Consider the following 17,688-nt stretch of genomic DNA (forward strand, 5'->3'; position numbering starts at 1 on the left):
GGTCAAGCCCGACCTGACGTGGCGCTTTCGCGATCTCAGGCCGCCGCCGCAGTGAGCTTGCTCAGGTCCGGGAAGGGCCGGACGGGGTCCTTGCCGTCCCAGGTCTCCGAGGCCTCGCGGATCAGCCGGAACATCTCGCCCTTGGGTCCGGCGACCTCCGAGAGCTCGATCACCGTGCCCGGATGGTAATGCGTGTCGAAATAGACGAAGCGGCCGCGTTCGCCGACCTCGCCTGACATCACCGGCTTGAAACCCTCGGCAAGGAGGCGCTCCATGTCGGCGTCGTAGTCCGAGGTCCAGTAGGCGACGTGCTGCAGGCCGGTCAGCCCCGCATCGGTGAAGTCCTTGTACATGGACGGCACGGCGTTGCGGCACTGGATCAGCTCGATCTGGAGCGGGCCGGAATTGGCCAATGCCACCGAGTTGTGCGGCTCGTAGGCCTCGCCCTTGTAGCGGTAGTTCCTGATCGGAACCTTCGGATTGTAGAAGAACGGCCCGACGCCCAGCACGCGGCTCCAATAGTCCATCGCCGCCTCGATATCCGGGACGACATAGCCGGCCTGACGGATCTGGCCAAAGAAGCGGCTCATGGGCGTTGCTTTCTGAGTATCAGGTTCTGAGGAAGCCGATGGAGATCCACGGCACGGCAGCGACGACGACGAGGCCGATGAGCAGGGCGAGGATGTAGCCCCAGATGTATTTCAGGCCTTCGTCGGGATTGATCTTGCTGATCGCGCAGGCCCCGTAATAGCCGACGCCGAAGGGCGGGGCGAAAAGCCCGATGCCCATCGCGAAGATCACGACCATCGAATAGTGCACCTCATGCACACCGACCTGCTTGGCGATCGGGAAGACCAGCGGCCCGAACAGCACGATCGCGGGGATGCCCTCAAGCACGCTGCCGAGGATGGTGAAGGCGACGATCGAGATGGCGAGGAAGCCCCAGCTTCCGCCCGGCACGGCCGCCATCATCTGGGCGAGGTCGCGCGAGAAGCCGGATTGCGTCAGGCCCCAGGCCATCGCGGTGGCGCAGCCGATGATGAAGATGATGGCGCCGGTGAGCGAGGCCGTTTCGACCAGCATCCGCGGCAGCCGGCGCCAATCGAACTGGCGATAGAGCAGGATGCCGGCCAGCACCGCATAGGCGATGCCGATGGTGGAGACTTCCGTGGCTGTCGCCACGCCCTCGACCACCGCGGCGCGGATGACGAAGGGCAGGGCGATGGCCGGGGCCGCGATCAGGGCAAGCTTGGCGATCTCGCGCTTGGAGAAGCGGGTGACGTTGCTGAGGTCTTCGCCGCGGCAGCGCCACCAGACCACGAAGCAGAGCGCCGCGCCCAGCACCACGGCGGGCAGCATGCCGCCGGTGAACAGCGCCGCGATCGAGACGCCGGTCACCGAGCCGATGGTGATCAGCACGATCGAGGGCGGGATCGTCTCGGTCTGCGCGCCAGTCGCCGAAAGCAGGGCGACGAGGTCGCCGGGCTTGGCGCCGCGCTTCTTCATCTCGGGGAAGAGAACCGGCGCGATCGCCGCCATGTCGGCGATCTTCGAGCCGGAAATGCCGGAGACCAGATACATCGCGCCGACCAGCACATAGGACAGGCCGCCCCGGACATGGCCGAGCAGGCTCGCCAGGAACTGGATCATGGCGCGCGCCATGCCGGTCATCTCGATCAGCGCGCCCAAGAAGATGAAGAGCGGCACGGCGAGCAGGATGAGATGGCTCATGCCCTCGTCGAGCCGGCCGACCATGACGAGCATCGGCGTCGACGTCGTACAGGCGAGGTAACCGAAGGTGGCGAGCGCGAAGGAGAAGGCGATCGGCACACCGGAGAAGACGTTGAGTGCGACGACGCCGACGAAGAAGACGATCAGGTTGAGCTTGCCAAGCGGCTTCAGCATCGGCCCGATGAGCCAGAACAGCAGCACGAGCAGCGCCGTCAGCCCGATCGCCATGAGCACCGGCTTCAGCGAGCCGAAGCGCAGCAGCCGGCAACCCGCCGCGATCAGCATCAGCCCGACGCCGACCGGAATCGCCGCTGCCCGCCAGGCATTGGTGATCTCCAGCGCCGGGGTAACGATGAAGCTCTCCTCCTGCGCATACTCGATCGCATGCGGGATGATCAGCAGCAGGAAGGCGATGGAGGCGGTGATCGCGACCGCCTCCAGCAGCGCCCGCGTCGGCGGCGAGACGCGGCTGACGAGGCCGGTCATCCGCATATGCTCGCCGCGCCGCAGCGCCACGACGGCGCCGAGCATCGACAGCCACAGGAACAGGATCGAGGCGAGCTCGTCCGACCAGACGAGCGGTGCATGGAAAACGTAGCGGGCCGCCACGCCCGCCCCGAGGATGATGATCTCGACCAGCACCAGCACTGCCGCCGCCGTCTCGACCAACCCGCCCAGCACGCGGTCGAGATGGCCTGCGAAGCGGCCGATCCCGGTCGTGGGCATGGCGGCAGCGGGAAGGGTCGCGCTGTGAACATCCATCGGGGCGTTTCCTGTTTTATGCGTTGGGTGCCTTATAGGCCCGCCCGCATTCCTCAGGCCAGCTTGCCGACGGCGCCTTCGAGCAGGCTCCAGGCCTCCGCTCCGAAGCGCTCCTGCCACTCCTTGTAGAAGCCGGAATCGCGCAGCTTGGCGCGGAAGGATTCGGGGTCGGTCTTGTTGAAGGCGAGGCCCTTCGATTGCAGGTCCGCCTGCACGGTTTCGTTGAGTTTCTTGATGTCGCCGCGCTGGGCGACGCCGGCATCGTTGATCGCATTGGCGACGATCGTCTGGATGTCGGCCGACAGGCCGCGCCAGGCGCGTCCGTTGGCGATGAACCAGAAACCGTCCCAGATATGGTTGGAGACGGCGCAGCTCTTCTGCACCTCGTAGAGCTTGGCGACCTGGATGATCGGCAGCGGGTTCTCCTGCGCGTCGACGACCCTGGTCTGCAACGCCGAATAGACTTCCGAGAACTGCAGGCTCGCCGGGGCGGCGTCGAGCGCCTTGAACATCGAGATCGAGAGCGGGCTCACCGGCACGCGGATCTTCAGGCCGGCCATTTCCTTGGCCGATTCGATCGCCTTGCCCGAGGTGGTCATCTGGCGGAAGCCGTTGTCCCACATCTTCTCGAAGGCATAGAGGTTCACCTTGGAGATGGCGTCACGGACATGGGCGCCGAGCTTGCCGTCCATCGCCTTCCAGACCTGATCGTAATCGGCGAAGGCGAAGCCGACCGCGTTGATCGCCGCGACCGGCACCAGCGTCGCGATGACGAGCGCGGAGGGCGTGAAGAAGGTGATGCCGCCATTGCGCACCTGGCTCAGCATGTCGGTGTCGCCGCCGAGCTGGTTGTTCGGGAAGATCTTGATCTCGACCCGGCCGTTCGTCTCCTTCGCCACGCGCTCGGCCGCTTCCTGGGCGCGGATGTTGAGCGGGTGGCTGAGCGGCAGGTTGTTGCCGTATTTCAGCTCGATCTCGGCGGCGCGCGCGATGTGCGGCATGCCGATGAGCGAGGCGGCGGGGGCGGCGGCCAGCGTGCGCAGCACCGTGCGGCGCGTGAAGTTCGTCATGGTGGTCCTCCCGATATCGCTGATGCGATTTGATTTGTTTGAGGTCTTCTTGCCTCAAGAGTAGAAAGCAGGAATGATGGTCGTCAAACTCAATTATTGATGGTTTTTGATGCTGCTCCATGAGTGATTCGAAGGCTGCAGACGGGCTGCAACGCCGCCGGATGGCGCGCATCGCCGATGTGGCGGCGCTGTCGGGCGCCTCGACCGCGACGGTCGACCGGGTGCTCAACCAGCGCCCCGGCGTACGCGCCGTGACCGTGCAGCGCGTCCTGAAGGCGGCGAGCGAGCTCGGTTACGTCCTCGATTCCAGCCTGCCGGCGCAGGCCCTGACGCCGATGCGGCTCGCCTTCCTCCTGCCGGCCGGCAGCAATCGCTTCCTGGCCATGCTCGGGCGCCATATCGCGGCGGCGCAGGACCAGCTCGCCTCGTTCAATATGCGCGCCCGCGTCGAGTTCATCGAGAGCTTCAAGCCCGAGCTGCTGGCCCAGCAGCTCCGGCAGATCGGGCGCGATGTCGATGGCATCGCCTTCATGGCGCTGGAGCACCCAGCCGTGCGCGAGGCGGTCAACACGCTGGCCGAGCGCGGCGTGCCCACGGTGACGCTGATCTCCGACGTCGCCAATTCGCGCCGCGCCGCCTATGTCGGGCTCGACAACCGTTCGACCGGCCGCACGGCCGGTTATCTCGTCGCCCGCTTCATCGGCAAGCGCCCGGCCAAGGTCGCGATGATCGCCGGCAGCCTGAGCTATCGCGCCCATGAGGAGCGAGAGATGGGCTTCCTCCATCTCTTCGAGGAGATGTTTCCCCAAATCGAGGTGGTCGGGCTGCGCGAAGGGCTGGACGATGAAGGGCGCAATTATCGCCAGGCCAAGGCCCTGCTGGGCAAGCACCCGGATCTTGCCGGCATCTACAACATCGGCGGCGGGCCGGAGGGCATTGCCCGCGCGCTCAAGGAGGTCGGCCGCCAGCAGGAGATCGTCTTCGTCGGCCATGGCTTGACGCCCGAGACTCGCGTGCTCCTGCTTGACGGCACGATGGACGCCGTCATCACCCAGCATCCGCATGCGGCGCTGATGAGCTGCATCGCGATCTTCGCCAATCTGCGGGCAGGGCGACCTGCCCTGGAGGGAACGGCGGCCCCGAGCATCGAGATCATCCTGCGCGAGAACCTGCCCTAGACCGGCGGTCGAGGCTTGCAAATTCGGAAACAAAGAGGGAACATGACCGGATGTCCCTTCAGGATTCCGTTCTCAACCCATCGCCCGCCCGGCCCGACATCACGCGCATGGTCTGCCGCGGCGCCGCCCGCCATCTGCGCGAGCGCGGCTATGCCATCGTCAAGGAGATGACCTTCGCCAATGGCCGGCGCGGCGACATCGTCGCCCTGTCGCCGTCGGGCGAGCTCTGGGTCGTCGAGGTCAAGTCCGGCATTGCCGACTACCGCGTCGACGGCAAATGGCCGGATTATCGCGACTATTGCGACGGCTTCCTCTTCGCGGTCGCGCCTGAGTTCCCGCGCGAGATCCTGCCCGACGATGTCGGTCTGATCGTCGCCGATGCCTATGGCGGCGAGCTGCTGCGCGAGCCGCCGCGCCATCCCTTGAGCCCGGCGCGCCGCAAGATGCTGACCATCGCGCTGGCGCGGCTGGCCTCGGGCCGGCTCGCATTGATCGAGGACCCGGTCGGCTCAGATTGAGACGGCTTCCCGCTTTGCTTGGGCCTTTGCCGGCTCCAGTGGCTTGGCGAAACGGCGCAGGTCGATTTCGGCGACCAGGAAATCGATGAAGGCGCGTACCCGGGCGGGCAGACGCCCGCCATGGCCGACATAGACGGCGTTGATCTCCTCGACATCGCCGGGGTTGAACTCCTGCAGCACGGGCACGAGGGCGCCTGAGTCGATGTCGGCGGCGACGTGGAATAGCGCCAGCCTGGTGAGGCCCTGGCCCGCGACGGCCAGGCGCCGGGCGCTCTCGCCATCACCGATCAGCACTTTGCCATGCATCGGCAGGTAGACCCGTTTGCCGTCGATTCTGAACGGCCATTCGTCGCGGAGGCGCGCGAAGTTGAAGGTGATCAGGTCGTGCGCGGCGAGGTCGGCCGGCGACGACGGCGCCGAATGCCGTGCCAGATACGACGGGGCGCCGACGATGACCGTCGGGCTCTCGCCGAGCTTGCGCGCGATCAGTTGCGATGGGCGCATGGGCCCGACGCGGATCGCGACGTCGGCGCGTTCATCCACCAGGTCGATGACCTGATCGGTGATGGTGATGTCGAGCTGCACGCCGGGATGGGCCGCCATGAAGCGCGGTGCCAGCGGCAGCAGGAAATGCCAGCCGACCGCGACATTGGCGTTGACGCGCAGCCGGCCGCGCGGGATCTGGCAGGCCGCGACCGCCCGCTCCGCCTCGTCGAGTTCGGCGAGTACGCGAAGCGTCCGCTCATGAAATGTCGTGCCTTCCTCGGTCAGCATGAATTTGCGGGTCGAGCGTACGATCAGCCGGACGCCGAGCCGCGCCTCCAGCCGCGCGACGAGCTTGCTGACCGCCGAGGGAGTCATTCTGAGCGCACGCGCCGCCGGCGAGAAGCCGCCGAGCTCGACGACGCGGGCGAAGACTTCCATTTCGCCGGAACGGTTGATCTCGGAGCGCGGCATCGTGAATTCAACTCACAATTGCTGATCTTTGCTGTAGTCTAATTCACAAGCCTTCGCGGCGCTATCTCCGGGCCCGAACAAGTTCCCGGAGGCATCCCATGCCCGTTGCCCTTTATGCCCTTACCGTCGGTGCCTTCGGCATCGGCGTCACCGAATTCGTGATCATGGGCCTGCTGCTGCAGGTCTCCGACGATCTCGGCGTCAGCGTGCCGCTAGCGGGCCTGCTGATGACCGGCTATGCGCTCGGCGTCTTCGTCGGCGCGCCCATCCTGACGATCGCGACACGCTCTCTCCCCCGCAAGACGACGCTGCTGGTGCTGATGGCGATCTTCACCCTAGGCAACCTCGCCGCCGCACTGGCGCCGAGCTTCGCCTGGCTGATGTCGGCCCGCATCGTCACCGCGCTGGCGCACGGCACCTTCTTCGGCGTCGGCTCGCTTGTCGCCACGAGCCTCGTCGCGCCGGAACGCAAGGCTTCGGCCATCGCCCTGATGTTCACCGGGCTCACACTTGCGACGCTGCTCGGCGTGCCCTTCGGCTCCTGGCTCGGCCTCGCCTTCGGCTGGCGCTCGACCTTCTGGGCCGTGACCGCCATCGGCCTTGTCGCCTTGGTCGTCCTTGCCGCGCTCGTCCCCGCGGACCGCGAACGCGTCATCCCCGGCTCGCTTGCCGAGGAGTTCAAGGTTCTGACGCGGCCGCAGGTCCAGCTCGGCCTTGTCATGACCGTGCTGGGCTTCGGCGGCATCTTCGCGGTCTTCACCTTCATCCAGCCGATCCTCGTCGAGCTCGCCGGTTACAGCGAGGGGGCGATCTCGCCGATCCTGCTCGTCTTCGGCGCCGGGCTCGTCATCGGCAACCTGCTCGGCGGGCGCTGGGCCGACCGGGCTCTGGCACCGGCCCTGATCGGAACCATCGCGCTGCTGACCGCGGTGATGTTCGCCTCGACCTTCGGGTTCCACAGCCGGATCGGCGCCGTCATCGCGGCCTTCGCCCTGGGCGCAGCCGCCTTCGCCACCGTCGCGCCGCTGCAGATGTGGGTGCTGCAGCAGGCCGGTGGCGCCGGGCAGGGGCTGGCATCGAGCCTGAACATCGCCGCCTTCAACCTCGGCAATGCCTTCGGCGCCTGGCTTGGCGGCGCGGTCATCACGCAGGGACTGGGCTATGGCGCCATCGCGCCGATCGCGGCGGTGGTTCCGCTGGTCGCGCTCGGCCTCGCCGTCTTCGCGGTGGCGCTCGACCGGCGCGCGGCCCGCATCGTTCCCGCCTGCGCGACCTGAGGCAGGGAAAACTCACGAACAAGCGAAAGCCTGCCGGACATGCCATCCGGCGGGCTTTCTTCTGTAGGTCGTCGAATCAGCGTGGAGCGCGTTTGGCCAGGATGCGCTGCAGCGTGCGCCGGTGCATGCCGAGGCGGCGCGCCGTCTCCGAGACATTGCGGCTGCACAGCTCGTAGACGCGCTGGATATGCTCCCAGCGCACGCGATCCGCCGACATCGGGTTTTCCGGCGGCTGGGGCCGGGCGTCGCGCGCGGCGGCAAGTGCGGCATGGATCTCGTCGGCATCGGCCGGCTTGGCGAGGAAGTCGAAGGCACCGAGTTTCACGGCGCTGACAGCGGTGGCGATGTTGCCATAGCCGGTCAGCACCACCCCGCGGGCTCCCGGCCGGCGCTCCTTGAGCCGAGCGATCACGTCGAGCCCATTGCCGTCACCGAGACGCAGATCGATCACCGCGAAGGCGGGTGCGGCCTGCTCGACCGCCGCGATTCCGGCGGCGACGCTGTCGGCCGTGCGAACGATATAGCCGCGGCCTTCCATGGCGCGGGCGAGGCGGGTGAGGAATGGTTTGTCGTCATCGACCAGCAGCAACGACATGTCCGTGTTTTCGGGCCTGTCGGTCTCGCTCGGCGCGTCCTGCATTTTGATCTCCTGACCGCTTGTCCATGCGCGCTGCGGTGGCGCGAAGTGAGGTTTCGAAACGCCGGCCGCACGCCCGTTCGGGCTTGCGGTCAGCTAAGCTCATGTAATGCCGATGCTTCCAGCTTGGTACCCCCCATGGCGGGCAGGTCCGCTTCAAAAATGTCGCGGGGCCAGACGATGCGGATCGAGGCGCCGCTCGAAGGGGCAGGGCGATTCGAGAACTCCAGCGTCGCGCCGCCGCGTTCGAGCAGCGTCTTGGCGATGAAGAGGCCGAGCCCGAGCCCGCCGCCGGCACGGTTCTCTGCCGAGCCCCGCGACAGATAAGGCTCGCCCGCCCGCATCAGCACATCCGGCGGGAAGCCCGGGCCGTCGTCGGCGATCGTCAGCACGACGCGGCTTTGCGTCCATTCGGCCGTGATGGCGACGGTGGAGCGTGCGAAATCGACCGCATTGTCGACGATGTTGCCGAGTCCGTAGATCATGCCGGGGTTGCGCCGGCAGACCGGTTCCGGCTTGTCGCCGGTCATGCTGATCTCGAAGGGCACGCCGAAGGGCCGCTGCGGCCCGGCCGCTTCCTCGATCAGCAGCCTGAGCGTCAGCTGGTCCAGCGGGCCGGCATCGTCGTCCTGCAGGCTGGAGAGCTTGCCGAGAATGCCGCGGCAGCGTTCGACCTGCTCGCGCAGCAGTGCGATGTCCTCGGCCATCTCGCCATCCGGCGGGGCGAGGCGGGTGAGTTCGCGGGCAACCAGCGCGATGGTGCCCAGCGGGGTGCCGAGCTCATGGGCTGCTGCTGCGGCGAGCCCGTCGAGTTGGGACAGGTGCTGCTCGCGCGCCAGCACGAGCTCGGTCGCCGCGAGCGCGTCGGAGAGATCGCGCGCCTCCTTGGCGACTCGCCAGGCATAGATGCCGGTGAAGGCGAGGCCGAGCACGAGCGCGACCCAGTTGCCGAGTTGATAGAAGGGCGGCAGCACGGGCCGTTCCTCGCCCGCCCAGGGCAGCGGGAGGTGGAAGCGGCTGAGCAGGGTCGCCAGGACGATCGCCAGCAGGCCGAGCAGCAGGGTGCGTTCCGGCGGCAGCGCCGTCGCCGAGATCATCACTGGCGCCAGGAACAGGATCGCGAACGGGTTCTGCAGCCCGCCGGTCATGAAGAGCAGGGCCGCAAGCTGGGCGATGTCGAACCCGAGCAGCGCTGTCGCCGAGCCATCCTGCAGCCGATGGCTGAGCGGAAAGCGGACCCGCAGCGCGATATTGAGCCCGGCCGAAACGGCGATGATCGTGAAGCACCAGCCGAAGGGCAGGGGGAAACCGAGGCCGAAATGCACGCCGGCGACGGCCGCGCTTTGGCCGGCGATGGCGAGCCAGCGCAGCCTGACCAGCGTGTCGAGCCGCAGATGGCGGCCCGTGCGGGCGAGAAGAGGTGGCGAGAGGTCCGAGGCACTCACCGCTGATCGGCCTCCTGCGCGGCTCCCGCCGAGAGCGGGAATGACGGTTTCATCCACATGGCAGGAGAATCTTAGCCTTTAGCTGGGTTGAATGAGAACAAAATCAACGTAAGCTGCGTTATTGCGGCGCATCATTCCTTGCTGCGTCGCCAGAAGGACACGCGATCGCATGTACGGGGACACAATGTCGTTTGCCTATCATGCCTACGAAGCGGTTCACATGATGGTGAGCCCGGTGCGCGGGGTCTCCGACGCCATGCACCTCGCCTTCAAGAACCCGGCCAATCCGCTGACCTATACGCCTTTCGGGCGTACGGTCGCGGCCTCCTGCGAATTGTTCGAGCGCGCCACGCGTCGCTATGGCAAGCCGGCCTTCGGTCTCGACGAGACGACGATCAACGGCGTCAAGGTCTCGGTCGAGGAGCGGGTCGTCTGGGAACGCCCCTTCGGCAAGCTCGTCTATTTCGACCGGAAGATCGCGGGCCGGCGCAAGCCGCAGCCGAAGGTGCTGATGGTGGCGCCGATGTCGGGCCATTACGCCACGCTGCTCCGCGGCACGGTCGAGGCCTTCCTGCCCGGCCATGAGGTGTACATCACCGACTGGACCGACGCGCGGCTGGTGCCGCTGACGGAGGGCCGCTTCGATCTCGACGATTATATCGATTACGTCATCGCCATGCTGCAGACGCTGGGGCCGGACACCCATGTCATGGCAATCTGCCAGCCTTCCGTGCCGGTCATTGCCGCGATCGCCCGCATGGAGGCCGAGAGCGATCCCTGCGCTCCGCGCTCGATGACGCTGATGGGCGGGCCGATCGATACCCGTTGCTCGCCGACCGCCGTGAACCAGCTCGCGATGGAGCGCGGCACGGACTGGTTCCGCCGCAACTGCATCACCGTCGTTCCCTTCCCGCATATGGGAGCGTTCCGGCAGGTCTATCCGGGCTTCATGCAGCTCTCGGGCTTCATGGCGATGAACATGGACCGCCACGTCACCGCCCATTACGACATGTTCAAGCATCTCGTCGGCGGGGACGGCGATTCGGCCGAGAAGCACCGCGAGTTCTACGACGAATATCTCGCCGTGATGGACCTGACGGCGGAGTTCTACCTCCAGACCGTCGACACCGTCTTCGTCAAACACGCCTTGCCCAAGGGCGAGATGATGCATCGCGACAAGCCTGTCGACCTCAAGGCTATCCGCCGCGTCGCGCTGATGACGGTCGAGGGCGAGAACGACGACATCTCCGGCGTCGGACAGACCCAGGCGGCGCATGATCTCTGCGCCAACATCCCCGCCGACAAGCGCGTCCATTATCTCCAGCCGAAGGTGGGTCATTACGGCGTTTTCAATGGCTCGCGCTTCCGCTCCGAGATCCAGCCCCGCATCTCCGATTTCATGGTCAGCCTCGACATGGAGGCGGCCAAGAGCCGTCGCAGCGAGAGCGCGGACGAGCAGCGCAAGGCTCTGAAGGTCGTCGGCTGACGGGGCGCAGCAGCCCCGCTCTTTCCCATCGCTCGCGAATCCCGCACAATCGTAGGCGATGCGCATCTCCCTGTTCAGGCGCCAGCCGGACCCCGACCGGATTGAGGTCGGGCATGCCGGCACGCTTTATCCCGTATCGATCAAGCGGCGCGCCAATGCGCGGCGGATGACGCTGCGCGTCTCGCAAGCGACTGGAGAGATCACCCTGACCCTGCCCGAGCGGGTCGACTTCGCTGCGGGGCGTACCTTTGCCGAGAATCATGGTGGCTGGATCGCCGCGCGTGTCGCGAAGCGCCCGTTGGCGGTGCCGTTCGAGCCGGGGCAGGTTGTGCCGCTGCGCGGCGTGCCCCATCGGATCGTCCACTGGTCGAAGGCCCGCGGGCTGACGCAGGCGACGCAGGACAAGGACGGCGCCCCTATCATCGCGGTCGCGGGCGAGGCGGCCCATGTCGCGCGCCGGGTCAAGGATTTCCTCAGGCGGCTCGCGCTCGAGGATCTGGAGAAGGCGGTGCGGCGCCACACCGCTGCGCTCGGCATCCCTGCCCGCAAGATCACCATCCGCGACACCACGAGCCGCTGGGGTTCGTGCTCCTCGCAGGGGCATCTGAACTTCTCCTGGCGGCTGATTCTCGCGCCGGCCTCGGTGCTCGACTATCTCGCGGCCCATGAGGTGGCGCATCTCAGGGAGATGAACCACTCGCATCGTTTCTGGGCGCTGACCCACAAGCTCTGCCCGCATACCGAGGAGGCGGAGGCCTGGCTGAAGCGCCACGGCGCGAGCCTGCACGGTTATGGTTGACGCGGTCTCTCTGCCGCAATTTTGCCGTTAACCACTTTCTGAAGCTTGGGCCCGCACACTGTTCGCCGATTCGCCTTCAGTGTGAGTATGCCTATGGGTCAGGTCATCGCGTTCCGTCGCCCGCAACAGCCACCAGCCGCGCCCGAGCCCGTGCTCGGTCTGCTTTCGGCTGTCGATTTTGCGCTCCGCGATCTCGCGGAAATCATGCCGCACATCGCGCTCGACGCCGCCCGCGCGCAGGCCGAGGCTTGTCGCGCCATGCTGGCGCAGGCCTTCGACGCAGAGGTCGAGGCCGAGCTCGGCAATTGATTCTGGCCGGCATCGCGCTCGCGCATGCCGCCCCCGGCGACGACGCGGGTTGCCGAAGCGGATGAATTGTCGAACCTCTCCGGGAAAGAGCCGGCACACGCGCCGGCCACAGCCTGGGAGGCTCATCCGTGTTCCTGACCAACAGCGATATGGTCGATCTCGTCGATCTCAGGCATCGGCTGCATCGCAGGCCCGAGATCTCGGGCGAGGAACGCGAGACCGCTGCCACCATCGTCGCGTTTCTGGAGCCGACCCGGCCCGACCGCATCGTCACCGAACTCGGCGGCCACGGCGTCGCCGCGATCTATGAGGGCGCCGAGCCCGGCCCGACCGTGCTGATCCGCGCCGAGCTCGATGCGCTGCCGATCGAGGAGCTCTCGACCAGCGACCACCGCTCCGAAATTCCCGGCAAGGGCCATCTCTGCGGCCATGACGGTCACATGACCATCCTCGCAGGGCTGGCACGCGGGCTTCACCGCAATCCGCCCAAGCGCGGCCGCGCCATCCTGCTGTTCCAGCCGGCGGAAGAGACCGGAGCCGGCGCCGCCGCCGTGATCGCCGACCCGAAATTCCCCGAGATCGCGCCGGACTACGCTTTCTCCCTGCATAATCGCCCGGGTGTCCCGGTCGGCCATGCCCGCATCTCGGAAGGCGCCGCCAACTGCGCCTCGCGCGGCCTCAGGATCGTGCTCAACGGCGAGACTTCGCATGCCTCGACACCGGAGCACGGCCGCTCGCCGGCTCCCGCCATCGCCCGCCTCATCCCCGAGCTGACGGCGCTCGGCCCGGGCGGCGAACTCGACGCGAATTTCACGCTCGTCACCGTGACGCATGCCGGGATCGGCGAGCCGGCCTTCGGCATCGCGCCCGGCCGTGGCGAGCTTTGGGTGACGCTTCGCACCGTCAACGACGCGCAGATGGGCGCGCTCTGCGCGAAGGCCGAGGCGCTGGTGCGCGAGGTCGCAGCCGCCGGCAGCCTCGACGCCGAGATGAGCTATCACGACATCTTCCACCACTGCGAGAACGAGCCCGAGGCGGTCGCGATGCTGCGCCGGGCGATGGACGAGGAGAAGGTGCCGCACGGCCCGACCAAGCCGTCCCGCGGTTCGGAGGATTTCGGCCTGTTCGGCCGCAAGGCCAAGTCGGCGATGTTCCTGCTCGGCTCGGGCGATACCGCCCATCTGCACAACCCCGATTACGACTTCCCGGACGATGCGATCGACACCGGAGCGCGCGTCTTCATGCGGGCGCTGCGCAATCTAGTCGGCGAAGCCCCGCGAGCCTGAGGACAAGCCGGATGGCTTTGGACTGGATGCGCGCCGCTGCGTGCGCGAACGAAATTGTCGCTAGCTGGCAGCGCGAGGCCGGTCCCGGCGGCGCCGTCGTGCTGTTCGATCGCGACGGCGTGCGCGAGGCCTTTGCCGGCGGTCTCGCCAGCATCGACTATCAGCTGCCCTTCACGCCGCAGACGCCGAACCGCTTCGCCTCGATCAGCAAGCATGTGCTGGCGATCGCGTTGCTGCGCGCAGGTGTGCCGTTCGATGCCCCGCTCGGTCGCTGGTTGACCGAATTGTCGGCGCCGCTCGCAGAAGTAGAGCTCGGCCGCGCCCTCGACATGACCGCCGGCCTGCCGGACATGATGGAGGTCTTCTGGCAGCAGGGCGTGCCCTTCACGGCGACGCTGAGCGCCGACGAAGTCTTCGCGCTCGCCTGCCGCTTCCCGTCGCTGAGCGCAGAGCCAGGCACGGAGATGGCCTATTCCAACACCGGCTGGCGGCTCGGCCAGCGCATTCTGGAGCGGGTCACGGGCAGGCCCTACGCCGACATCGTCGCGGAGCTGTCGGGCGAACTCGGCCTCGCCTTCCGGCTGCCCTATGACAGCGCGGAGATCGTGCCGGGCCTTGCCACGGGCTATTGGCGTGATGGCGAAAGCTGGCGGCGCGGTCATTACGGCTTTCACTTCTCCGCCTCGGGCGGCATCGCCGGCTCCGCTGCCGATCTTGCCGGCTGGGCCTCCGCCTTGCTGGCGGGGCGCGGACCGCTTGCCGGCATGCTCGAACGCCTGACGATACCGCGCCATTTCGCCGATGGCAGCGAGAGCGTCTATCGGCTGGGGCTTGTTTGCAGCCGCCTCGGCGAGATCGGGATCGTCGGCCATGGCGGCTCGCTCACGGGCTATCGCAACCACTTTCTGATGGCGCCGGCCTATGGCGCCGGCGTGGTCGTGCTGACCAATCGCGAGGAAGAAGCGCTCTGGCCGGCCATGACGGTGCTGGCGGCGCTGCTCGGGCAGGAACTGCCCGTGCCGGCCGACGCGCCCGCCGGCCTCTTCGCCGCCGAAGAAGGTCCGTTCTGGGCGGAACTCACGCCGGATTCGATCAGCTTCATGGGCGGCTATGAGCGCCTTGTGAAGGACGGGGCCGACGGGCTGCGCAGCCTGCCGGCCTATCTTGATATCCGTCTCCGGCAGGAGGGGGCTGACCGCCTGTCCGGCCCAATCGGCGGCGTGCAGCGTTCGCTGCGGCGCGTCCCCGCCGATACGGCACTCGATGCCCGGCTCGTAGGCCACTGGCGCGATCCGCATTTCGGCACCGAGATCGAGGTGCGCGCCGACGGCACCGCGCTGATGCCTTGGCCCTCAGGCGGCACGGTCTCACGGCTGACGCCGCTGCCGAACGGCCGCGCGCTGGCCGATCTGCTGCACGGCCCCTGGCGTTCGCGGCCCTGCCTCTGGCTCGATGGCGCCGGCGGCTTGCAGGTCGCCGGGCACAGGGCAAGGATTTTGCAACTGAAACGCGTCGGCTGACACCGCTCCGCGTGGGCGATGCAGCTGGGTCGATGACGATTGAGGAGGACGTCCCGATGCAACTGCCCCGTTTCGCTGCCGCGCTGCTTTTGACGGCATCTGCGCTGCTGCCCTTGCCGGCGGCAGCGCAGGCGCAGCCCGCCGCGAACCGCGTGCTGCGTGTCGCGCCGCATGCCGATCTCAAGACGCTCGACCCGGTCGCAGCCTCGATCGTCATCACCCGGATGCACGGGCTGATGATCTACGAGACGCTGTTCGCCTGGGATTCGAACCTCCAGCCGAAGCCGCAGATGGTCGAGAGCTTCGAGACCGCGCCGGACAAGCTGAGCTGGAGCTTTACGCTGCGCCCCGGCCTCAAATTTCATGACGGCCAGCCGGTGACCACCAAGGACGTCATCGCTTCGCTCGCCCGCTGGATGAAGCGCGACACCATCGGCGGCAAGCTCGGCGAGTACACCGAAGGCATGGAGGCGGTCGACGACAGGACCTTCAAGTTGAAGCTCAAGCGCCCGCTGGCGCTGGTGCCGTTCGCSCTCGGCTCGGCSGTSGGCCAGATCCCGGTSATCATGCGCGAGRSSGAYGCCAAGAGCGATCCGATGAAGCCGRTCACCGAGACGATTGGCTCCGGCCCGTTCAAGTTCAACCGCGAGGAATGGCGCAGCGGCTCGAAGATCGTCTACGACCGCAATCCCGACTATGTGCCCCGCTCCGAGCCTGCCGACGGCCTCGCAGGTGGCCGTGTCGTCAAGGTCGACCGCGTCGAATGGCTGATCATGCCCGATGCCGCCACCGCCGCCGCGGCGCTCCAGACCGGAGAGATCGACATCTGGGAGCAGCCGAGCCAGGATCTGATCCCGACGATCGCCACCAACAAGCAGATCAAGGTCGAGCGCTATTCCAACCTCGCCAATCAGGTGATGCTGCGGCCGAACCATCTCTACCCGCCCTTCGACAATCCGAAGGCGCGGCTCGCTCTGGCCTATGCCACTGATCAAGCCGATTTCCTCGCCGCCGGCTTCGGCGATGAGGAATGGTGGAAGCGCTGCAACGCCTATTTCGTCTGCGGCAGCCCGAACGGCACCGAAGCCGGTGCCGAGGGCTATGCCAAGCCCGATCTCGCGAAGGCGCGGCAACTGCTCAAGGAAAGCGGGTACAAGGGCGAGAAGCTGGTTCTCTCGACCAGCAACGACATCGCGCCGATCGGCCGCATGGCCGAGGTTGCGGCCGCCTCGCTGAAGGAAGTCGGCTTCAATGTCGACGTGCAGTTCGCGGATTGGGGTGCCGTCACCACGCGCCAGCAGAACAAGAACCCGCCGGATCAGGGTGGCTGGAACCTCTTCGTCACCTATGCCTCTGGCGCGACGATGCAGTCGCCCTTGACCAATATCGGCACCAACATGGCCTGCGAGCGCGCCTGGGCGGGCTGGCCTTGCGATGCTGAAGCCGAGAAGCTGCGCGGCGCCTTCGTCGATGCGCCCGATGACGCCAGCCGCAAGATCGCGCTCGAAGCGCTGCACAAGCGTCTTGCCGAGGTGCAGCCCTATCGCGTGCTCGGCCAGTTCGATCAGCCCTATGCCCGCCGCACGAATGTCGCCGGCGTGCTGGCGGCGCCGGTCATGCTGTTCTGGAACATCGAGAAGAAATAGCGCCGGGGGCGTTCAAGCTGGCGAAGCCGTCGGGATGAAATGCGGCGTGGCATGCCAGACGAAGTCGCGGCTTTCGCCCGGCGCCAGCGTCAGGATGCCCGGCTTCTCCGCGAACTCGCCCTGCCAGCCGGCCGGGCTCGCCATACTGAACCAGGGTTCGATGCAGAGGAAGGGGGCGCCGGTCGGCTTCGACCAGATGCCGAGGTCCTTGTAGCCCTCCCAGCTCACGGTAAGGGCGCGAACCTCGCGCCCGGCCGTGTCGAAGGCTGCAAAGCGCACCGAACTGTTGGCGACGTCCGGGATCACGATCGCATCGTTGGCGAACAGCGCCTCCGCGAGCGGCAGCTCGGTGCCGTCGAAAGGCAAGGGGATCGGCGCGCCGAGCAGCCCGCCTTCGACGCCCAGGCCCGGTCCGGGCTCGGCGTGAATGAAGCTGAGGCGGTGGGCCTCCTTCGCGATGCCCTCCGCCAAGGGCCAGAGGAAAGCGGGGTGGGCGCCGACGCCGCAGATCAGCTTCGTCTCGGCCGGGTTGGTGACGCGCGTCGTCACCGAAAGCCTGTCGTCGGCGAGCTCGTAGATCATCTGCAATACGAAGCGGAACGGGTAGCGTACCAACGTCTCAGCGCTCTCCCGCAATTCCAGCACGGCGCGGTCCGCCGCTCGTTCGACCCATTGGAACAGGCTGTCGCGCGCGAAGCCGTGCTGCGTCAGATGATAGGACTGGCCCCCTAGGATCAGCGTGTCGTCGGTGAGCCGCCCGACGATGGGGAAAAGCACGGGTGTATGGCGCGGCCATTCCGGCCCGCCATGCCAGAGCAGCGGCCCGTTGGCATCGGACAACGCGATCATTTCGCCGCCCTGTGCCCGGATCGTCGCACGCAGCCGGCCGGAAGCAATTTCGTGGGTGTCCGTCATCGTCGTCTCCGCTGGCCGCCGCGATCTGGCAGATCGGTCCGCCCTGCATATCACGCAAGAGTGACACCGCATTCCCCGGAATCCATGCAAAAGCGGCATCGTTCTCCGCCGCGCTGCCAGGCAAGTAACGCGTTGCCGAAACGGGTCTTCTT

General features: G+C 67.1%; 16 protein-coding genes. 9 read left to right on the forward strand and 7 right to left on the reverse strand.

Going from position 1 to position 17,688, the window contains the following annotated elements; genetic code table 11:
• Positions 1–35: 35 nt before the first annotated feature.
• The 3 genes from AC1DEZ_RS12330 to AC1DEZ_RS12340 all read right to left on the reverse strand — a co-directional run bounded on the left by AC1DEZ_RS12330 (position 36) and on the right by AC1DEZ_RS12340 (position 3,563).
• A complete protein-coding gene (locus tag AC1DEZ_RS12330) occupies positions 36–590 on the reverse strand; it encodes a VOC family protein (RefSeq protein ID WP_441509478.1) in 555 nt (184 codons plus the stop codon).
• Positions 591–609: 19 nt separating this feature from the next.
• Positions 610–2,457 (reverse strand): TRAP transporter large permease, encoded by a 1,848-nt coding sequence (locus tag AC1DEZ_RS12335; RefSeq protein WP_441510099.1) that lies wholly within the window; start codon positions 2,455–2,457, stop codon positions 610–612.
• 89 nt (positions 2,458–2,546) lie between these two features.
• A complete protein-coding gene (locus tag AC1DEZ_RS12340; RefSeq protein ID WP_441509477.1) occupies positions 2,547–3,563 on the reverse strand; it encodes a TRAP transporter substrate-binding protein in 1,017 nt (338 codons plus the stop codon).
• 119 nt (positions 3,564–3,682) lie between these two features.
• Here AC1DEZ_RS12340 and AC1DEZ_RS12345 point away from each other — a divergent pair, with 119 nt between their 5' ends.
• Positions 3,683–4,741 carry a LacI family DNA-binding transcriptional regulator gene (locus AC1DEZ_RS12345; RefSeq protein ID WP_441509476.1) on the forward strand — a complete coding sequence of 353 codons (1,059 nt, stop codon included), beginning with the start codon at positions 3,683–3,685 and terminating at the stop codon, positions 4,739–4,741.
• A gap of 50 nt (positions 4,742–4,791) precedes the next feature.
• Complete coding sequence (locus AC1DEZ_RS12350) at positions 4,792–5,259, forward strand: MmcB family DNA repair protein (protein WP_441509475.1); 468 nt, start codon at positions 4,792–4,794, stop codon at positions 5,257–5,259.
• Here AC1DEZ_RS12350 and AC1DEZ_RS12355 read toward each other — a convergent pair.
• Entirely contained in the window at positions 5,251–6,216 is a 966-nt protein-coding gene (locus AC1DEZ_RS12355; RefSeq protein WP_441509474.1) for a LysR family transcriptional regulator, read from the reverse strand. The two genes, AC1DEZ_RS12350 and AC1DEZ_RS12355, sit on opposite strands and share 9 nt — an antisense overlap.
• A gap of 98 nt (positions 6,217–6,314) precedes the next feature.
• Here AC1DEZ_RS12355 and AC1DEZ_RS12360 point away from each other — a divergent pair, with 98 nt between their 5' ends.
• On the forward strand, positions 6,315–7,493 hold the full coding sequence (locus tag AC1DEZ_RS12360) for an MFS transporter (protein WP_441509473.1): 1,179 nt from the start codon (positions 6,315–6,317) through the stop codon (positions 7,491–7,493).
• Between the two features lie 76 nt (positions 7,494–7,569).
• Here the strand turns inward: AC1DEZ_RS12360 and AC1DEZ_RS12365 are convergent, their stop codons facing one another.
• Together AC1DEZ_RS12365 and AC1DEZ_RS12370 are read right to left on the reverse strand one after the other, a co-directional pair.
• A complete protein-coding gene (locus tag AC1DEZ_RS12365; RefSeq protein WP_441509472.1) occupies positions 7,570–8,133 on the reverse strand; it encodes an ActR/PrrA/RegA family redox response regulator transcription factor in 564 nt (187 codons plus the stop codon).
• Between the two features lie 89 nt (positions 8,134–8,222).
• Positions 8,223–9,575 (reverse strand): ActS/PrrB/RegB family redox-sensitive histidine kinase, encoded by a 1,353-nt coding sequence (locus tag AC1DEZ_RS12370; RefSeq protein WP_441509471.1) that lies wholly within the window; start codon positions 9,573–9,575, stop codon positions 8,223–8,225.
• A gap of 184 nt (positions 9,576–9,759) precedes the next feature.
• On the opposite strand from AC1DEZ_RS12370, the gene AC1DEZ_RS12375 reads away from it, so the two are divergent.
• The 6 genes from AC1DEZ_RS12375 to AC1DEZ_RS12400 all read left to right on the forward strand — a co-directional run bounded on the left by AC1DEZ_RS12375 (position 9,760) and on the right by AC1DEZ_RS12400 (position 16,621).
• Complete coding sequence (locus AC1DEZ_RS12375) at positions 9,760–11,061, forward strand: polyhydroxyalkanoate depolymerase (protein WP_441510098.1); 1,302 nt, start codon at positions 9,760–9,762, stop codon at positions 11,059–11,061.
• A gap of 58 nt (positions 11,062–11,119) precedes the next feature.
• The gene (locus AC1DEZ_RS12380; RefSeq protein ID WP_441509470.1) at positions 11,120–11,860 is read left to right on the forward strand and encodes a M48 family metallopeptidase; all 741 of its coding nucleotides are present in this window, start codon (positions 11,120–11,122) and stop codon (positions 11,858–11,860) included.
• 93 nt (positions 11,861–11,953) lie between these two features.
• On the forward strand, positions 11,954–12,169 hold the full coding sequence (locus AC1DEZ_RS12385; RefSeq protein ID WP_441509469.1) for a hypothetical protein: 216 nt from the start codon (positions 11,954–11,956) through the stop codon (positions 12,167–12,169).
• Between the two features lie 128 nt (positions 12,170–12,297).
• Entirely contained in the window at positions 12,298–13,455 is a 1,158-nt protein-coding gene (locus tag AC1DEZ_RS12390; protein ID WP_441509468.1) for an amidohydrolase, read from the forward strand.
• A gap of 11 nt (positions 13,456–13,466) precedes the next feature.
• On the forward strand, positions 13,467–14,975 hold the full coding sequence (locus tag AC1DEZ_RS12395) for a serine hydrolase domain-containing protein (RefSeq protein WP_441509467.1): 1,509 nt from the start codon (positions 13,467–13,469) through the stop codon (positions 14,973–14,975).
• 56 nt (positions 14,976–15,031) lie between these two features.
• On the forward strand, positions 15,032–16,621 hold the full coding sequence (locus AC1DEZ_RS12400; RefSeq protein WP_476779768.1) for an ABC transporter substrate-binding protein: 1,590 nt from the start codon (positions 15,032–15,034) through the stop codon (positions 16,619–16,621).
• A gap of 12 nt (positions 16,622–16,633) precedes the next feature.
• Here AC1DEZ_RS12400 and AC1DEZ_RS12405 read toward each other — a convergent pair whose 3' ends face one another.
• A complete protein-coding gene (locus tag AC1DEZ_RS12405) occupies positions 16,634–17,536 on the reverse strand; it encodes an aldose 1-epimerase family protein (RefSeq protein WP_441509465.1) in 903 nt (300 codons plus the stop codon).
• Positions 17,537–17,688: the final 152 nt, after the last annotated feature.

The sequence above is a fragment of the Allobosea sp. 10L422 genome (assembly GCF_056395345.1).

What these genes read in the sequence shown, in the direction of transcription:
- AC1DEZ_RS12330 (WP_441509478.1), bottom strand. Translation starts at nt 590, where the DNA reads ATGAGCCGCTTCTTTGGCCAGATCCGTCAGGCCGGCTATGTCGTCCCG.
- AC1DEZ_RS12335 (WP_441510099.1), bottom strand. Translation starts at nt 2,457, where the DNA reads ATGCCCACGACCGGGATCGGCCGCTTCGCAGGCCATCTCGACCGCGTG.
- AC1DEZ_RS12340 (WP_441509477.1), bottom strand. Translation starts at nt 3,563, where the DNA reads ATGACGAACTTCACGCGCCGCACGGTGCTGCGCACGCTGGCCGCCGCC.
- AC1DEZ_RS12345 (WP_441509476.1), top strand. Translation starts at nt 3,683, where the DNA reads ATGAGTGATTCGAAGGCTGCAGACGGGCTGCAACGCCGCCGGATGGCG.
- AC1DEZ_RS12350 (WP_441509475.1), top strand. Translation starts at nt 4,792, where the DNA reads ATGTCCCTTCAGGATTCCGTTCTCAACCCATCGCCCGCCCGGCCCGAC.
- AC1DEZ_RS12355 (WP_441509474.1), bottom strand. Translation starts at nt 6,216, where the DNA reads ATGCCGCGCTCCGAGATCAACCGTTCCGGCGAAATGGAAGTCTTCGCC.
- AC1DEZ_RS12360 (WP_441509473.1), top strand. Translation starts at nt 6,315, where the DNA reads ATGCCCGTTGCCCTTTATGCCCTTACCGTCGGTGCCTTCGGCATCGGC.
- AC1DEZ_RS12365 (WP_441509472.1), bottom strand. Translation starts at nt 8,133, where the DNA reads ATGCAGGACGCGCCGAGCGAGACCGACAGGCCCGAAAACACGGACATG.
- AC1DEZ_RS12375 (WP_441510098.1), top strand. Translation starts at nt 9,760, where the DNA reads ATGTCGTTTGCCTATCATGCCTACGAAGCGGTTCACATGATGGTGAGC.
- AC1DEZ_RS12380 (WP_441509470.1), top strand. Translation starts at nt 11,120, where the DNA reads ATGCGCATCTCCCTGTTCAGGCGCCAGCCGGACCCCGACCGGATTGAG.
- AC1DEZ_RS12385 (WP_441509469.1), top strand. Translation starts at nt 11,954, where the DNA reads ATGGGTCAGGTCATCGCGTTCCGTCGCCCGCAACAGCCACCAGCCGCG.
- AC1DEZ_RS12395 (WP_441509467.1), top strand. Translation starts at nt 13,467, where the DNA reads ATGGCTTTGGACTGGATGCGCGCCGCTGCGTGCGCGAACGAAATTGTC.
- AC1DEZ_RS12405 (WP_441509465.1), bottom strand. Translation starts at nt 17,536, where the DNA reads ATGACGGACACCCACGAAATTGCTTCCGGCCGGCTGCGTGCGACGATC.